Source organism: Microcystis sp. LE19-195.1E (genome assembly GCF_027532095.1).
Taxonomy (GTDB): domain Bacteria; phylum Cyanobacteriota; class Cyanobacteriia; order Cyanobacteriales; family Microcystaceae; genus Microcystis; species Microcystis aeruginosa.
Window position 1 is genome coordinate 1 of the sequence record NZ_JAPZSZ010000006.1, and the last position, 15948, is coordinate 15948.

13 protein-coding genes and 1 other RNA gene are annotated in these 15948 nt (G+C 42.9%); 6 read left to right on the forward strand and 8 right to left on the reverse strand.

From position 1 onward, the window contains the following. Positions 1-390: 390 nt before the first annotated feature. Complete coding sequence (locus tag O9300_RS00240; RefSeq protein ID WP_287969304.1) at positions 391-1581, forward strand: HEAT repeat domain-containing protein; 1191 nt, start codon at positions 391-393, stop codon at positions 1579-1581. 234 nt (positions 1582-1815) lie between these two features. Here O9300_RS00240 and O9300_RS00245 read toward each other — a convergent pair whose 3' ends face one another. Continuing rightward, entirely contained in the window at positions 1816-4056 is a 2241-nt protein-coding gene (locus tag O9300_RS00245; RefSeq protein ID WP_287969306.1) for a glycoside hydrolase, read from the reverse strand. Positions 4057-4785: 729 nt separating this feature from the next. Between O9300_RS00245 and O9300_RS00250 the strand changes: the two genes are divergently transcribed. Beyond that, complete coding sequence (locus tag O9300_RS00250; RefSeq protein WP_287969308.1) at positions 4786-5079, forward strand: hypothetical protein; 294 nt, start codon at positions 4786-4788, stop codon at positions 5077-5079. Between the two features lie 87 nt (positions 5080-5166). Next, positions 5167-6237, forward strand: a complete 1071-nt coding sequence (locus O9300_RS00255; RefSeq protein ID WP_287969310.1) for a WD40 repeat domain-containing protein — start codon at positions 5167-5169, stop codon at positions 6235-6237. Positions 6238-6253: 16 nt separating this feature from the next. Here the strand turns inward: O9300_RS00255 and rnc are convergent, their stop codons facing one another. From rnc to rnpB, 5 genes are all read right to left on the reverse strand, one after another. Further along, on the reverse strand, positions 6254-6958 hold the full coding sequence (gene rnc, locus O9300_RS00260; RefSeq protein ID WP_287732922.1) for a ribonuclease III: 705 nt from the start codon (positions 6956-6958) through the stop codon (positions 6254-6256). A gap of 493 nt (positions 6959-7451) precedes the next feature. Beyond that, positions 7452-7874 (reverse strand): type II toxin-antitoxin system VapC family toxin, encoded by a 423-nt coding sequence (locus tag O9300_RS00265; RefSeq protein WP_287732924.1) that lies wholly within the window; start codon positions 7872-7874, stop codon positions 7452-7454. Beyond that, a complete protein-coding gene (locus tag O9300_RS00270; RefSeq protein ID WP_287732926.1) occupies positions 7858-8082 on the reverse strand; it encodes a hypothetical protein in 225 nt (74 codons plus the stop codon). The genes O9300_RS00265 and O9300_RS00270 overlap by 17 nt, the downstream gene beginning before the upstream one ends. A 96-nt stretch (positions 8083-8178) precedes the next feature. Next, positions 8179-9699, reverse strand: coding sequence for a protein kinase domain-containing protein (locus tag O9300_RS00275; protein ID WP_287969314.1), 1521 nt, complete (start codon positions 9697-9699; stop codon positions 8179-8181). A 354-nt stretch (positions 9700-10053) separates the two neighbouring features. Then, positions 10054-10507, reverse strand: an RNA gene (gene rnpB / locus O9300_RS00280) — RNase P RNA component class A. A gap of 189 nt (positions 10508-10696) precedes the next feature. Between rnpB and O9300_RS00285 the strand changes: the two genes are divergently transcribed. Continuing rightward, the gene (locus tag O9300_RS00285; protein ID WP_287969317.1) at positions 10697-11524 is read left to right on the forward strand and encodes an alpha/beta fold hydrolase; all 828 of its coding nucleotides are present in this window, start codon (positions 10697-10699) and stop codon (positions 11522-11524) included. On the opposite strand, the gene O9300_RS00290 is transcribed toward O9300_RS00285, so the two are convergent. After that, entirely contained in the window at positions 11502-12656 is a 1155-nt protein-coding gene (locus tag O9300_RS00290) for a histidine kinase (protein WP_287969320.1), read from the reverse strand. The two genes, O9300_RS00285 and O9300_RS00290, sit on opposite strands and share 23 nt — an antisense overlap. Before the next feature lie 147 nt (positions 12657-12803). On the opposite strand from O9300_RS00290, the gene O9300_RS00295 reads away from it, so the two are divergent. Then, positions 12804-14393 (forward strand): glycoside hydrolase family 57 protein, encoded by a 1590-nt coding sequence (locus O9300_RS00295; RefSeq protein ID WP_012268235.1) that lies wholly within the window; start codon positions 12804-12806, stop codon positions 14391-14393. A 157-nt stretch (positions 14394-14550) separates the two neighbouring features. Here the strand turns inward: O9300_RS00295 and tnpA are convergent, their stop codons facing one another. Further along, the gene (gene tnpA, locus O9300_RS00300; protein WP_287969323.1) at positions 14551-14952 is read right to left on the reverse strand and encodes an IS200/IS605 family transposase; all 402 of its coding nucleotides are present in this window, start codon (positions 14950-14952) and stop codon (positions 14551-14553) included. Between the two features lie 49 nt (positions 14953-15001). On the opposite strand from tnpA, the gene O9300_RS00305 reads away from it, so the two are divergent. Beyond that, positions 15002-15948: RNA-guided endonuclease InsQ/TnpB family protein (locus tag O9300_RS00305; RefSeq protein WP_287969326.1), on the forward strand; the 947-nt coding region annotated here is incomplete at its 3' end.

Consider the following 15948-nt stretch of genomic DNA (forward strand, 5'->3'; position numbering starts at 1 on the left):
GTCAGTCTGTAGAGCGACCATAAGACCAGAACAGAGTAAATCTGTTAAGGCAGGTGCGAAAAATCCTTCGGGAAAGAAGCAGAAACCTAAATCGTGAGGTTTGGGAATCACCGTCCGTTTACGGCGGTGAGGATGTCAACTATGATGGTACTTTCAGGATGAGGCAGTTTCACTTCCGACAAAAAACTCGGCTCTCTTGGTTTGGTTAGATTAAATGTAGCCTAGCATATACTTTTCTGTTCGGTTATCCCGAGAGAATTAAGGATAAACTGAAGTCTGATGCACAATTTTGAGATTTATTATCGGTTTCTTGCATAGAAGAGAGGACAAAAGCGAGAAAGTCTGACATTCTTGGGATAGGTAGCACGAAAATCGAGGCCATTTCTCACGATGCAAGCTCTGCTAGAAAAAGCTCAGATAGCGTTGAATAAAAAAGACTGGGAGACAGTAAACGCCAGCATACAGCGACTTTTAAACCAAAAAGATGCGATTGAACCGATTATTAACGATGAAATCCTCGATTTAGCCCTAGAAGCTTTACAAAAATGCGATTTTCAACAGCGATGGGAGATAGCTAAACTATTTCCCCAAATCGGCAAACCAGCGATCGCTCCTTTAATTGCCCTGTTAGAATCCGAGGAACAAGATGGGGAAATGCGCTGGTTTCTGGCGAGAATTCTCAGTCAATTTGACGATCGAGCCTGTATTCTCGCTCTCAGTCAATTATTGCAAAAATCGGAGGAGGAGGAAATCAGCCAAATGGCTGCGGCCGCTTTAGCTAATATCGGCAGTTCTGCGATCTCTAGTTTAGGACAATTACTGTCCGACTCGAACAGGCGTTTTTTAGCCGTACAAGCTTTATCACAAATTCGCCGGCCAGAAATTGTCGAACCGCTTTTAACCGTAGTTAAGGATGAATCTAGCGCCATTCGGTCCATGGCGATGGAAGCTTTAAGCAGTTTTCACCATCCCCAGATTACTGCGATTATCCTCGATGCTTTACAGGATCCGGCCATCGAGGTGCGACGGGAAGCAATTAAAGCTAGTAGTTACCTAGGGTCAAATTATCCCCAAGCAGATTTAGTTAACCATCTGCAACCTCTGTTATTCGATATCCACCTCGATATCTGTCAAGAAACGGCGATCGCTCTCGGTCGCATCGGCACAGCAACCTCAGCCAAAGCTTTAAATCCAGTCCTGCAATCTTCCTTAACTCCCGATAGTTTAAAATTAACTGTGGTTCGAGCATTAGGCTGGATCGAGGATGAGGAAGCTTTAAATTACCTAGAAAAGGCTTTATATAGCGAAAATGTCTTGATTTGTCGGGAAATAATCGCTATTCTCGGCCGGCAAACCTCCCAGAAATTACGCCGACAAGCAGGGGAAATTCTCGGTAATTTTTATCACTCCCGTCCCGCGATCCTCGCTCATACGGGAGTTAAACAGTCTCTAGCGATCGCTTTAGGAGAATTAGATCGGGACAATAAAAGTATTTTGCTGACTTTAGCAGCCGATGGGGAAGCAATCGTCCGTCTCCATGCTCTCAGCGCCCTGAAAAAGCTAGATCATGGGAATATCTAGCTAATTTCCCGCTGCACAGATGTGGTGAATTTGCCAGTAATCCGCATCCATTTCCCCAAGGATAGCGTTTAATACTAAATCTGGTTATTAAAGACTGATTATCTATTTCCTCTTTTGCCTATTGCCTGTCCTGATATGTAGCCCATGCTCAACGGATTTAGTATGATTCTAGCTGATAACTAAAAAACTGATTACTGATTACTGATCACTGATTACTGATCACCGATCACTGATTTAAGGTCTTTGCAGGAAGATTAATTCTTCAACGGGGAGGAAATCATAGTATTGACCTTGATTGGCTAAAACTGCGATTAAATGGAGACGAGCATCGGGTTCAATGTGTAATCCTTCCCAAGGTACAGCAATCTCCAAACATTGATTAAAAGAAGCTTTGGCACTACTAGGAACTCGCTGCCAAGTAAAATATTCTTGAGCGAATTCTAACCAAGTAAATTCCGTGATTAAATTTATTCCTAGATGATGATGATAACCGTAATCGAGGGGCGATCGAGGGGGAATATCTGCTAAGGGAATTGGACTTTGCAGACGATGCACTTCATCATAATACCAATATAAATGCACTTCTGCGGGAATTTCTTCTCCTAATTTTGCCCCCGGTTTCCAATCGAAACGCAGATAAAAATTGAGGTGATCCCAACCGAAAAAGAGTCTTTGTACTAAGGAAGTCCGGTGCATTGTACCACTGGCGCCGCCAATTTCGATCCGTCCGGCTTTATCCCAATCCTGTTCGTCCCCAAAACCGTCGATAATGGGGTGAATGAAAGCCAGTGGACGATTAGTTTGTTTATCCCCGTGTTCTTCCACAGGTTCGAGCAAATAGGAGGGAATTGGCTCATTTAAAGCTTGATAAAGAGCGATCAGGTGTTCGCGGAAAAGTTGGTCAAAAATTGCGTCATGATTGGAGGAATGGCCATAACCAAACCACCAAAACCAATCGGAACCTTCCGCTGCATACAATGCTTCCCACGCGTCGGGGTTATTATCTTCCGTCGCTTCCGGGTGATTAGCGAGGGTTTGACGGGCTAAAATTAGATATTCCCAAGCTTTATTTTTAGCGGGATCGCCGATCCAAGTGGTAAAATTGGCATCGATCCAAGAGCCGCTATGAAGTTGATTGACAGGAATTTTGGCATTAGCGGGAAAGCGATCGAGATATTCGGAGACGGTGACTAATTCGATCGCTTGGTGGTCGCTTAAAAGTTGATAAAGGTTCTCTAGGAAGGGTAAACCGTCTTGATGATAGTTTTCCCAGCAGTTTTCGCCATCTAGCGCAATGGTAACTAACCAGGGTTTTTCTAGGGTCGTGGTTTCTGCGTTGGTTTTCAGTTGTTCGGCGATCGCTTCTAGGTGTTTAACTAAGTCTGTAGCGGCCTCTTGCGCTTTCATGCCACTATAGCTAAATCCGATCAGATCCGAGAGACGATGATCGCGGAAAACCATCGATAAATTGCCGTTGCTAGTTTCCAGACGGTAGGGACGATAAAGCAATTCCGGTTCGCTAATATTGCCTTTTTCGTCGCGATGAAAGTAATGTCCCAGAGACCAACCTAACACCCCCTCATCGGAACATAACCACTGAAAACCCTGTTTAGCGACAGCGGGGAGAATCGCGGGACTAACGGATTGTTCCGAGGGCCACAGTCCTCGAGGATGTTTATCAAAGCGATCGATATAGATTTGCCAAGCTTTCTGGAGATGGCGCGAAATATCTTCAGGATAGCGGAAATATTGCCGAGGAAGGGTCATATTCGGCGCTGCTACCCGGCCTGCTTCCGAGTTGGCCAGCAGGGGTAAAATTGGATGGGTGTAGGGACTGGTAATGATTTCTAGTTGTCCGGTTTCCTGCATTAACCGGTGTTGCGGCAAGATACGACGCAGAATTTGACGCTGTTTGGAGATAATTCGCTGGCGATCGCTTAAAGTGAAGTTTTTTCCCTGTTCTAACCAGGCAGCGATTTCTGGGTCACTGTGAAAGATAGGATCGATCCAAGCGAGGTTATGCCAAGCCAAGAGATCGCTATAATCTTGGAGATGCCAATGGCTAATACACCAACTATGACCGTTTTCTTGACGCTGTGCGTATAATTGCCCGTAACGGGGGTGCGGATCGATCAGGGTACGATGGTTAGCATCGAAAAAGTGTTCGAGGATAAAGTGTTTTTGTGCCAGGGTTAACTGCGCTTCTGCGGTGACGGTGAGGGCAAGATAGGGGTCTATAGCTAGTCCGTTGACGTAATCCTCTAATTGCAGGATTAAAGAGGGGACAAGGTTGACAGTTTGGTGTAATTTGGGAAAACGTTCTAGAATCAGGATTAAATCGAGATAATCTTTCACCCCATGCAGTCGCACCCAGGGTAAGCGATATTGTCCCGAAGCATCGGTGCGAGTTTGACAGGATTTGTAGAGGGGTTGGTGTTGATGCCAAATAAAAGCGACGTAGAGAGGATAGGCCATGATAATACCGAGGAAAAGTGCATATAACAGGCTTTAAAGCCGTTATATTAGATAATAATGGACAATAAAGCCCATTATAGATTCTTAAAAGTTGATTTCGGTCACTACCATAATCCTATCAACTGGTTTTGAGGGGGTATCGTCTCTTTGTATTTGTTAAAGGATCGGCTCCTCCGGTGGTGATTATTTGCAGTTCAGCAGTAGAATCTCTAATATTATCGGGCCCTGCTGATTTGATATGCGAATCTTCTTTTCTGGGATTTTTAAAACCCAGACCTAAACTAACTTTTGTCTCCGATAACTGCTATAGCAGTTATCGGAGACACATTTTAACCGCCTATCCTTAGATTAGCTGAATTTCCGCCAATCTCTTTACTGTTGCCTCTTACCTCATCTCAACAAGCAATTTAAATGTGCGGGCAGCTAATCAGATTTGAGTTTTCAGTTCACTGATTACTGGTTACTGTTCACTGTTTACTGTTTACTAGACCTCAAATTCAGATAAATTTGACATAATATTAGGTTTTATGGTTGTAATAGTTGTCTCTTGTCTTTTTTATCCTCCTGTCTCGGATTCTCCTCACCTAACGGAAGATTTTTGATTTTTGCAGGAGATATACTGATTACTGATTACTGATTACTGAAAAACCCCCATCACCTCGATCGACAACATTTTTCAGGATGATAGGATAAGCTGGAATTATCGAAACCGTAGAAATAATAGATAAAATGAGTAATCTCCTCTGGCCGCGTTTTCTCAAGAAAGCTTACCGTCAAGAACCAATAACTAGCTTTATCTTTACCGCAGCGGCAGTAGATGTCATCATCGGGGTTGTAGGACAAAGATGGACACTGCTATCTTTAGGGGCAACGATTATGGCGATCGCTATCTTCGCCAGGTGGCAACAGAGCCAAAAAAGCAAGGTAATCAACAAAGAAGAAGCAGCAAGATACTATTTACCGCCCCAATCGGGTCAAGTGGCTTTACCAACCCTGAAAAACGAAAAAAATCGACCTTCTTAGCTCAAAAATCTCCCCTTGCTTGGCAATCAATCTCCTCAAAGGCTAGAATCTATAGCACGGTTCATTTGTTAATATTCAACTAAATTTATGAAATTCCGATTTATCGGTGGGGAGAAACTTGTCGGGGCAATTGTGGTCAGTGTCTTAACCACGCTGACAATCGGGCAACATCAGCTTAGTCATGCCCAAAATCCCCTTGCCCCCGCTCGACCCGCGGCTGAAAGTGGCGAAAAAATCCCAGAAACTATCCTAGTAGAAGGTTTAGGCAGACTTACCCTCGCTAAAACCTTAGAAGGGCAACAATCCACCCCCAATGCTGTGATTTTCAGCCCCGATAACCAATTAGTTCTCGCCGGTGGTAGTGATACGGATCCTCTCCTGAGAATTTGGTCGGTAAAAACAGGACAAAAAGTCTCCCAAACTCGCGCCCAAAGAACCAGCGTCAAAGCTTTAGCCATTAGTCCCAACGAAAGATTATTAGTTAGTAGCGGTTTAGATGGTTCCATTAATTTTTGGAATCTGGTGGAAGGCAAGTATTTAGGAATTGCCCTCGAACACGGTAATACTGTCCTCGCCCTTACGGTTACTCCCGATGGTAAAACGTTAATTAGTGGTGGTTTGGAAGGAATTCGCCTCTGGACAGTGCAACCTCCCCGCCGTCCCCTCTATCGTTTAAATTGGGTGGGTAATTTTGTTTATTCCCTAGGGATGAAATCCGATGGTGTCACCCTTGCTAGTGGTCATGAAAACGGTGAGGTAAATTTTTGGGACATCCGCGAGGGCAAATTTTTATCGAAATTTTCCGCCCATCCCCAAGCGGTTAGCAAGCTTTTATACACTCCCGACGGTAACAATTTAATTACGGGTAGTTTAGACCGCACGATTAAAATCTGGGATACGAGCAATAATAAGTTATTATTTACCCTCATCGGTCATACGGCCCGAATTCGCTCCCTGGCACTCCATCCTAACGGACAAATTCTCGCTAGTGCCAGTAATGACGGTGTGCGTTTATGGGATGTGACGACGGGTAAACAGTTGGCCTGGTTTGATAATAATTCCGACTGGGTGGAATCCCTGGCTTTTAGTCCCGATGGGCAGTATTTGGCTAGTGGTAATTATGATTTTAAAATTCGCCTCTGGCAATTCGTCCGTTAGGCAAAAATATCTTCATTTAGCCTTTAACCACTTCTAGAAAAGCTGATTTAGCCGCTGCCTGTTCCGCTGCTTTTTTGCTTCTGCCAGTTCCCACTCCTAATTTCTGCTCGTTTAACCACACTTCCGCACAAAAACGTTCTTGATCTAAGCCATTGATTTCTTTGACTAAATATTGCGGCAGTTTTTTGTATTTTGCTTGTGTCCACTCCTGCAAGGCATCCTTATAATTCTGTCGGGCCGGATCTCGACGAATTTCGGCCGCTTTTTCCCTTAGTGGTTCATCTAGCCAAGAACGCACTAAAACCATAGTCTGTGTACTAAGATATAATGCTCCCAAGACCGCCTCAAAAGCGTCTGCTAGTCGCGAAATTCTCCCCGCTTGATCGATACTCGTACTACTTGATACCAACAAATAACGCTCGAAACCGTAGCGATCCGCAAATTCCGCCAGAGTGCGATCGCTAACCATCATCGATCGCAGGGCGGCAAATTCTCCCACTAGCGCCTCCGGATAGGTTTCTAACAATACCTCCGCCGCCACCAGTCTTACCACAGAATCGCCCACAAATTCCAATTGTTCATAATTCTTATCACGGGAAATACTGGGATGAGTTAGAGCTAAATCTAATAAATCCCACCTGACGGGGACATCAGCCGATAAACCCAGCTTTTCCACTAGGGTTTTTAATTGTTTTTGGCGACGCGGATCACTTAAGGACATGGGAGCGGGAAGAAGGGGTGTAGGGTGTGGGGTGTGGGGTGTGGGGGAGAGGGGAGAGAGTGAGTTTCTCAGTTTGTTTTTTAATGTCCTCATACCCAGTTTAAATGCACAACAGCTTATTTCACCTGTAGCGTTATACTCGAAGAAGGATTACCTTTATCAACAACCAAGAAAAACCATGATCGAACAAAAGTTTAGTCTATAAAAACCTCAAATAGAATTTCTCAACCGTTATCAAAAATACGGCTTTAAAGATGCTAATGAGATAGTGAGAGTGGCTCTAGAGCGATTTCAACTAGAACTAGAGGCTCAGGACTTACAGGAATCAGCAAATCTGTAGGCAGCAATTTATGAACAAGATGAAGAATTACAGCAACTTCCCGAATCAGCTTTAGTAGGATGGACAGCATAATAAATCTCAAGCGAGGACTGATTATTGAGGTAAATCTAGAGCCAACTAAAGGTTCAGAAACTGGGCAAATCAGACCTTGTATTAATCTACCCAATTTTCTAAGGATAAATCAGGAATTTGTCTAAAATGTCGCAGATTTCTGGTTACTAACCTAGCTTGATTAGCTAATGCGATACTAGCAATTAATAGATCGGCTCTGCCAATTTTTTGGATTTTAGAAACACTTCGCAAACGGTCAAATTGATTAGCAGCATCTCCATCAATTAAAATTACAGGAAGTTGATTCAGTAGGACTTCTGAACGACAAAAAAGTTTTTGTGCTTTCAATAGATCACTTCCTGAAAAAGCTTTAAGTAGATAATCTATCCTTCCCCGCAAAATTTCAATCTTGGTGACAATCGCAATGGCGACTTCCTCATCCTGTAAGCTTTCTAACCGATTAATAACGTTAGTATTACCTGCGTGGAGATGAGTTAAAGTATCCGTGTCAAGAAGATACATCATCTTCAGTTTCTGAACGTCCTCTAGCTTGGTAAATAGAGTCTCTTAGGTCAGCAAGAGAGCTATCATCCCTTAAAGCACCTGCTTGTTGCAGAAAAACAGTTTTACTCTTTGGGGAAGAGTTAGGAAGGGACGGAGGATTAAAGGCTTTCGTCTCTTGCTTTAATAAAATATCACTGTTTAATTTTTCTGATTTTGGTTTAACTGCCATAATTGCTCCTGATTATTTATTAAAATTTTATCATAAATTTATTGCTAACTACAAGAGTCAAAGTTTTATTTTTGGGAATTTTCAAAACTTGGCGAATTAAAGCTTGACAGGATAAGTATTAACTTGCCAATTGCTTGTAGCTACAGGACAAGCTAAACCCAAATTAGTAATATTCCATTGGATAAAAGCATTATCGTTATTTTTCCAAGTAATCTTAACTGTGCCGACACAGTTACCTGCATTTCCAGACAGCTTAAAATTTCCTTGTAGGGTATCTCCAGTTGTACAACCTTCTGTTTGGGGAGCAGCAATCGTAATTGTTCCTGTAAATGGTGGTTTACCATATCCAAAAACAGTTTCAACTAAACTGAGTGTACTACTACCAAAACAAATTTTATTTAAGTTTGCAATTCTAGTTAAATTACTTTGAGAACGCCAAATTAAGCTTGTTTGCTCAGAAGAAGAGGCGATAGTTTCAGTTGGTTTAAGTTTTTCTTGTTGAAGTTGACGCTGTTTTTCAGCTAATTCTTCCTGGTTTTGTTCAAGCTGACGTTGTTTTTCATCTAGCTGTCGTTGCCTTTCCGCTAATTCTTGCTCTTGTTGTTTGGCTTGATTAGTCTGTTCTGATTGAATTTCAGAGATTCTTTCTGCTAATTTTTGTTGTTGTTTTTTAGAGAAGAAAGTCCAGCCAGCTAAGAAAGTAATACCTATTATTACAGCAGCAATAGTAATTTTTATCCAGTCATTTTTCAGAATCACGTTGCCTTGTTGAGATGAAGGGAAAGAAAGTTCAGTTGGCAGTACTGTCGGCTGTCCCTGTAGCGCCTGTCTCATCATTTGAGCAGTTGTAAATCTTTGATTTGCTTGCGATTTAATAGCTTGATCAATTGCATTGGCTAGAGTTGGACTAACATTTAAAGCATATTGTCGCCAGATAATTTCTCCAGTAAGCGGTTCGGTTTCTAATTCTTCAGGTATTCTACCTGTTAATAAATAAATTGCTGTTAAACCAAGAGCATATAAATCACTGGAAAAAACTGGTCTTCCTATTGATTGTTCTGGAGGCATGAACCCTGGTGTTCCAATTACAATAGAACTGGTGGAATTACCCCTAGGAGACATCCCTGTACCTATTGCTTCTTTAATAGCACCGAAGTCAATTAAAATTGGCATTTGATCGTGGTGACGAATAATAATATTATCTGGTTTAATATCTCGGTGAATAATCCGTTTACTTTGAATATATTCCAAGAGGACTAAAAGCTTTAGTAAAATTCTTTTAACAAAGGTTTCTTCTTGTTTTCCTTGGCTCTTAACTAAACTAGATAAAGTCTGTCCCTGAATATATTCTTGAACCAAATAAAACTGTCCCTGGTCCTCAAAATAAGCAAACAATGTGGGAATTTGATCATGACTATTTCCTAAATCTTCTAAAATCACTGCTTCTCTTTGAAAGCGCTCTTTGACCAGTTGATAGACCTGTGGGTTATTGTGCATGGGCCGCAGTTGTTTAATTACACAGGTGCGACCTGATGGTAAATGGGTATCTTCCGCAAGAAAGGTATCGCCAAATCCCCCACTTCCTAATTGTCGAATAATTCGATAGCGATTAGCCAATAGACTTTGCCTCATTTTTTGAACAGAATGTCAAGTTTTGTTAAGAGATTCAATATTGCTGGTACTTACCCATTAACCAATATTTTAGCCTCAGATCTCCTAAAGAACCAAAAACACCCCAAACTTACTTAAGTGCGACACACCATTATATCTCTAGCTCACGGTAGCGGCGGCCAAGCGATACGGGATTTGATCAATCACCTAACCGTTAGCGGTACAATCCCCCTCTAAGCTAAGAAGCATTTAAATTGGTAGTTGAGGATGCAGGGGAGACCACTTCGTGCGCGTTGCGGGGGGAGAATAAATAAAAATAATCTCCTGAATACTGACTCCTGATAACTGATAACTGATAAAGGAGAGAGTCAGACATAAGCCGAATTCTGTATTTCCCAACAGCAGTAAAATCGCTTTTACCTTTGTTGGAATAGAGGTTATCTATCTGGGATAATTGTCACCAATTACCTCAAGCGGTTCCTAAAAACGGGACAGGAAAAAGACCAACCTTTGTCCCTCCACCTTGCTCCCCACCGGGGTTTACCGAGCCAGTACCTCTCGATACTGCTGGTGCGCTCTTACCGCACCTTTGCACCCTTACCCCCAATCAGTTATCAGTTATCAGCGAATTTACTTTCGTTACTGTTTACTGATTACTGTTTACTGATTACTGAAAAAAGGGGCGGTATTTTTCTGTGGCACTATCCTCACGCTCGCGCGCACTGGACGTTATCCAGCAAGTGTGGTCTTTCGGGAGTTCGGACTTTCCTCGGAATCATTGATAAAATGATCCCGCAACCTCTAGACCAACTCTCTCCTATTCTCTAGTATGACTTACCAGAGACTCGATCGCTCATATATCCTAGTCAATAATCAGTGATCAGTAAACAGTGAACAGTGAAAAGACAGCAGGAAACTGCTATTTAATACTGCTCGCTTAATACATACTGCTCACTTAAAACTCAAATCTGATAACTGATAACTGATAACTGATAACTGATCAATGTCGATCGCTCTAAACGTTAACATTAAAGGTAATGGCTATCCGATCCTCTGTCTGCACGGTCATCCCGGTTCGGCAGCCAGTATGTCTGTATTTACCGATCATTTTTGCCAACGCTGGCAAACCCTGGCCCCAGATCTGCGCGGCTACGGTAAAAGTCGTTATCGCCGCGATTTTCAGCTAGAAGAACATCTAGAGGATTTAATCGGGCTGCTCGATCGCCAAAAAATCCCGCAATGTTTAATTCTCGGTTGGTCTTTGGGGGGTATAATCGCACTGGAATTAGTATTGCGGCATCCCGATCGCTTTCCTGGTTTAATTCTAGTGGCCTCGGCCGCGCGGCCTTGGGGTAGTCATCCTCCTATCACCACCACAGATTTAGTTTTGACGGGGATGGCGGCAATTCTCAATCAGATTAAACCGGGATGGCGTTGGAATATTGATACTTTTGCTCGTCGTTCCCTGTTTCAGTACCTTTTTTCACAACATCAAGCGATCGCCTATCAACATCTCGCTCAAGATGCTGTTCCTGCCTACTTACAAACTTCTCCCTTTGCCGATCGCGCTTTAAATCGGGCTTTAAAAAAAGGTTACAATTGTTTAAAATCTCTTGACAAAATTACAATTCCCTGCTTGGTTCTGGCGGGGGCAAATGATCGCCATATTACCAGTGCTTCGAGCCAAGAAACGGCCGAAAAACTGAAACTGTGTCAGTGGAAATGTTACCCAGATACGGCCCATCTGTTCCCCTGGGAAATCCCCGACTTAGTTTTAGGGGACATTGATAATTGGTTAGCGGAGCATTTTAGCGATAAACTGGCAGGGTGAAGTGAAAACTACTGCCGTGGTCAGGGACACTATCCACCCAAATTTGACCGTAGTGGGCGCGAATAATCTTGCGACAGACCGATAAACCGATGCCATAACCTTCTTTCCCCTCATCCCGTTTGAGACGCACATGGCCCTCAAAAATATGCTCTTGTTTTTCTTCGGGGATGCCGGGGCCGGTATCACTGATGCTCACCTGTACTTTTTGAGTAGTACGATGGAGGACAGAAAGGGTAATTTCGCCGCCGGCGGGAGTATATTTGATCCCATTCTCCAGGAGATTAATAATCACCTGTCGGATTAACTCCTCATCAGCATAGACGGGGGGCAGATCTTGGGGGATATCGCTTTGGAGAGTTAAAGTCTTTTCCTGAAAAGTATCGGTAAATTGAGACAAAATTTCCTGACAGAGGGATTGGAGATAAAATTTACTCTGTTGGAGAGTGAATTGCGCCGCCATGCTCTTAGAAGCTTGCAGAATATCCGTAATCAAACGGTTCATAATCCGAAACTGTTTGCGGGCCTGTTGGTGCAGTTGTTCTCGTAATTGCAGACTGCGCTCAGTATCCGGTTGATGATAGGCTAATTCTAGGGTTTCCACGGCGATGGAAGCGGCGGTGAGAGGGCTGCGTAAATCGTGGGCTAACATAGCCAAAATTTGGTCTTTAAATTTTAATTGTTCTAATAATTCTTCCTTTTCCTGTTTGAGACGAAAAACCTCATCGGCGATGCGGATGAGTTCGCCCGAATGTTCCACCTCTTGAAGTTGTGCATCCTCAGCGGGATGATTTTTGACCTCCTCTTTAATCGCTTTTTGCCAGCGTACCAACCATTTTTTAAACTGTTCCACCAGATTACTGCCCGCGAGGGTATGGCGGGGGCCGGGGGCAATTTTGACCAAGGCGGGGGTAGCTACAAGGCGAAAATGTTCGACTAAATGAGGTTGCTGGCGAATTTCGATGATTTGTAGGTCAATCGGGTAATCAGACTTTAAAGACTGGAGATAGGACTGAATTTGACGGATAATTTCTTGAGAACTGGGACGGTCATCAACAAACAGCAAAAGTTGAATCGAGAGAGGCGTTGTCGTCTCTCTCCCTAAAGCAGTCAGTGGCTCGTTAGATGGGAGCATCGGAAAATTAGTAAACCTAGGGATTGACGAGATCGATCGACGATCGATCGACTTTTATCATATTCTTTATTGTAGAAGCTTAAGATAGTATAAAATCTACTCAACCTAATCTTAAAGTTTTATTCCTTAATTCTAAGAAGAAATCCTATGGCTTTTGGCTATGTTGCCCTAGTTCTCCACGCTCATCTCCCTTTCGTCCGCCATCCCGAAAGCGATTACGTCCTCGAAGAAGAATGGTTATACGAAGCAATCACAGAAACCTACATCCCTCTGCTGCAAGTTTTTGAAGGTCTCAAGCGGGACGGTATCGATTTTAAAATGACCATGAGCATGACTCCGCCTTTGGTGTCGATGCTGCGGGATCCGTTACTGCAAGAGCGTTATGAAGAACACTTAGGTAAGTTAGAAGAATTAATTGCTAAAGAAATCGACCATAATCAACACAATGGCCATATTCGCTACTTAGCCGAATATTACGCTGAATCTTTCCAAAGTATCCGACAAACTTGGGAAAAATACGATCGAGATCTGGTCAAAGCTTTTAAACAATTCCTTGACAGTAATAACCTAGAAATTATCACCTGTGGTGCGACTCACGGTTATATGCCCCTGATGAAAATGTACCCACAAGCGGTCTGGGCGCAAATTGAGGTGGCCTGTCAACACTACGAAGAAAATTTCGGTCGTCGTCCCAAGGGCATTTGGTTGCCGGAATGTGCCTACTACGAAGGGGTAGAAAGAATGTTAGCCGATGCGGGCATTCGTTATTTCCTCGTCGATGGCCACGGTATTCTCTACGGTCGTCCTCGCCCCCGTTACGGCAGTTACGCGCCCATTTTCACGGAAACCGGGGTGGCTGCTTTCGGTCGTGACCACGAATCTTCTCAACAGGTTTGGTCTTCCCAAGTTGGTTATCCGGGGGATATAGTTTATCGGGAATTCTATAAAGATTTGGGCTGGGAAGCGGAATACGAGTATATTAAGCCCTATATCATGCCCAACGGTCAACGCAAGAATATAGGCATCAAATACCACAAAATTACTAGCCGGGACGGTGGTTTATCGGAAAAAGGGCTTTATGACCCCTACTGGGCCAAAGAAAAAGCCGCCGAACACGCGGGCAATTTTATGTATAATCGCGAGCGGCAAGTGGAGAGTTTAGCCGGAATTATGGGCCGTCCTCCCCTTGTTGTTTCTCCCTACGATGCCGAGTTATTCGGTCACTGGTGGTATGAGGGACCCTGGTTTATTGATTTTCTGTTCCGTAAGTCTTGGTATGACCAAAATATCTACCAAATGACCCATTTAGCCGATTATCTCCGGTCTAACCCGACCCAGCAGGTCTGTCGTCCTTCCCAATCCAGTTGGGGTTATAAGGGTTTCCATGAATACTGGCTGAATGAAACTAATGCTTGGATCTATCCTCACCTACACAAAGGCACGGAACGGATGATTGAATTAAGTCATCATGAAGCGGAGGATGAATTGCAGGAACGGGCTTTAAATCAGGCGGCCCGGGAGTTATTATTAGCACAATCTTCTGATTGGGCGTTTATTATGCGAACCGGTACGATGGTTCCCTATGCTGTCCGGCGCACTCGTTCCCACCTGCTGCGGTTAAATAAAATCTATGAAGATGTGAAATCCGAGAAGATTGATGCCGGTTGGCTGGAAAAAGTCGAGGAAATCGACAATATTTTCCCCAATATCGATTATCGCGTCTATCGACCCCTGTAATCTTTGTTAGAGATTAATAAAAATTTTGGTGCGTTATGGTTTGTAACGCACCTTGTTGCTTTCTGATTCACTCATTACTTGATCTCCTGTAGATTTCTGCACTATCTACAAAAATAGTACCCAACTTATCGAAAATTTGGGTTAAAACCCCGTCGTTTTACGACGGCTTTTCCTGATTTTTAATGTAGCACTTAAGAACTTCCAGTGGCGCACCTCCTACAGAAGATACAAAATAACTGGGCGACCAAAGAGCGTCTTTTCCGTACGGTTTAGGATATCCAGCTTGTCCATACCTACGACTAGAGACTCCCTTTAAAGAATTGACCATCACGGAAATAGATAATTTCGGTGGATATTCAATCAATGCGTGTACATGATCGGACTCCCCGTTAAATTCCAATATCTGAAAATTCATCTTTTCCGCAACTTCCCTAAAAGATTTTTCAACCAAAGTCAGACTTTTACCAGTAAAAACCTTACTTCTGTATTTTGTCACACAGACCAAGTGTATCCTTAGATCGGAAACAGAGTTTCTTTCTTTTCGCAACTGACTTGACATTATTAACAGACCTAGTTAAAATAAATACAGAAACAAATATCTTAACCCAATGAAAGCGAGGTATCAATACCGTATTTACCCAACAGACCAACAAAAGAGGCTTTTGTCTCAATTGTTCGGGTGTGTGCGCGTTGTCTGGAACGATACCTTAGCTTACTGTCAAGAACTTTATCGACAAGGGGAGAAAAAGCCAAAATATACAGAGTTATCTAAAAGACTAACTCAAATTAAAAAGACGACAGAAAAAGTCTGGCTGACCGAGGTTTCTTCTATTCCTTTACAACAGTCTTTGAGAGACTTAGAGACAGCCTATTCTAACTTCTTTGCATCTTGCAAGGGTGAGAGAAAAGGAAAGAAAGTCAAACCTCCCAAGTTTAAAAAACGTAAATCTAAACAATCGGCAAGATTTACTGACAATGGTTTTACCATCAATCAATATCACGTTACTTTAGCAAAAATCGGTGATTTAAGAATCGTTTGGAGTCGCCCATTACCTTCTAAACCTTCTAGGGTCACCGTGATTAAAGATGCAGCAGATCGCTATTTTCTCAGCTTTGTTGTCGAGATTCATCCCGAAACACTTCCTAATAATGGGGAGTCAGTGGGAATTGATCTAGGGATTGCTACCTTTGCTACCCTCTCAACAGGGGAAAAGATAGACGCACCGAAACCGTTAAAAAAACGATTAAAACGACTAAGAAAAGCACAGAAAAACCTTTCTAGAAAACAGAAAGGAAGTAAGCGACGGGAAAAAGCCAGAAAACGAGTAGCTAAAATCCACGCAAAGATTAAAGACACTCGTACTGATTTCTTGCATAAATTATCCACTAGAGTTGTTCGTGAAAATCAAACGATAATTTTAGAGGATTTAAACACATCGGGAATGGTTAAAAATCGTAAGTTATCCCGTGCCATATCAGACTTAGGATGGCGTTCTTTCCGAGATATGCTATCGGCAAAATCTGATAAATATGGGCGTAATTTTCGGATAATTTC

Excerpts from the sequence above, each read along its gene's own strand:
- O9300_RS00240 (WP_287969304.1), top strand. The coding sequence starts at position 391 with ATGCAAGCTCTGCTAGAAAAAGCTCAGATAGCGTTGAATAAAAAAGAC.
- tnpA (WP_287969323.1), bottom strand. The coding sequence starts at position 14,952 with ATGTCAAGTCAGTTGCGAAAAGAAAGAAACTCTGTTTCCGATCTAAGG.
- rnc (WP_287732922.1), bottom strand. The coding sequence starts at position 6,958 with ATGTCCTTAAGTGATCCGCGTCGCCAAAAACAATTAAAAACCCTAGTG.
- O9300_RS00295 (WP_012268235.1), top strand. The coding sequence starts at position 12,804 with ATGGCTTTTGGCTATGTTGCCCTAGTTCTCCACGCTCATCTCCCTTTC.
- O9300_RS00270 (WP_287732926.1), bottom strand. The coding sequence starts at position 8,082 with ATGGCAGTTAAACCAAAATCAGAAAAATTAAACAGTGATATTTTATTA.
- O9300_RS00245 (WP_287969306.1), bottom strand. The coding sequence starts at position 4,056 with ATGGCCTATCCTCTCTACGTCGCTTTTATTTGGCATCAACACCAACCC.
- O9300_RS00255 (WP_287969310.1), top strand. The coding sequence starts at position 5,167 with ATGAAATTCCGATTTATCGGTGGGGAGAAACTTGTCGGGGCAATTGTG.
- O9300_RS00290 (WP_287969320.1), bottom strand. The coding sequence starts at position 12,656 with ATGCTCCCATCTAACGAGCCACTGACTGCTTTAGGGAGAGAGACGACA.
- O9300_RS00265 (WP_287732924.1), bottom strand. The coding sequence starts at position 7,874 with ATGATGTATCTTCTTGACACGGATACTTTAACTCATCTCCACGCAGGT.
- O9300_RS00285 (WP_287969317.1), top strand. The coding sequence starts at position 10,697 with ATGTCGATCGCTCTAAACGTTAACATTAAAGGTAATGGCTATCCGATC.
- O9300_RS00250 (WP_287969308.1), top strand. The coding sequence starts at position 4,786 with ATGAGTAATCTCCTCTGGCCGCGTTTTCTCAAGAAAGCTTACCGTCAA.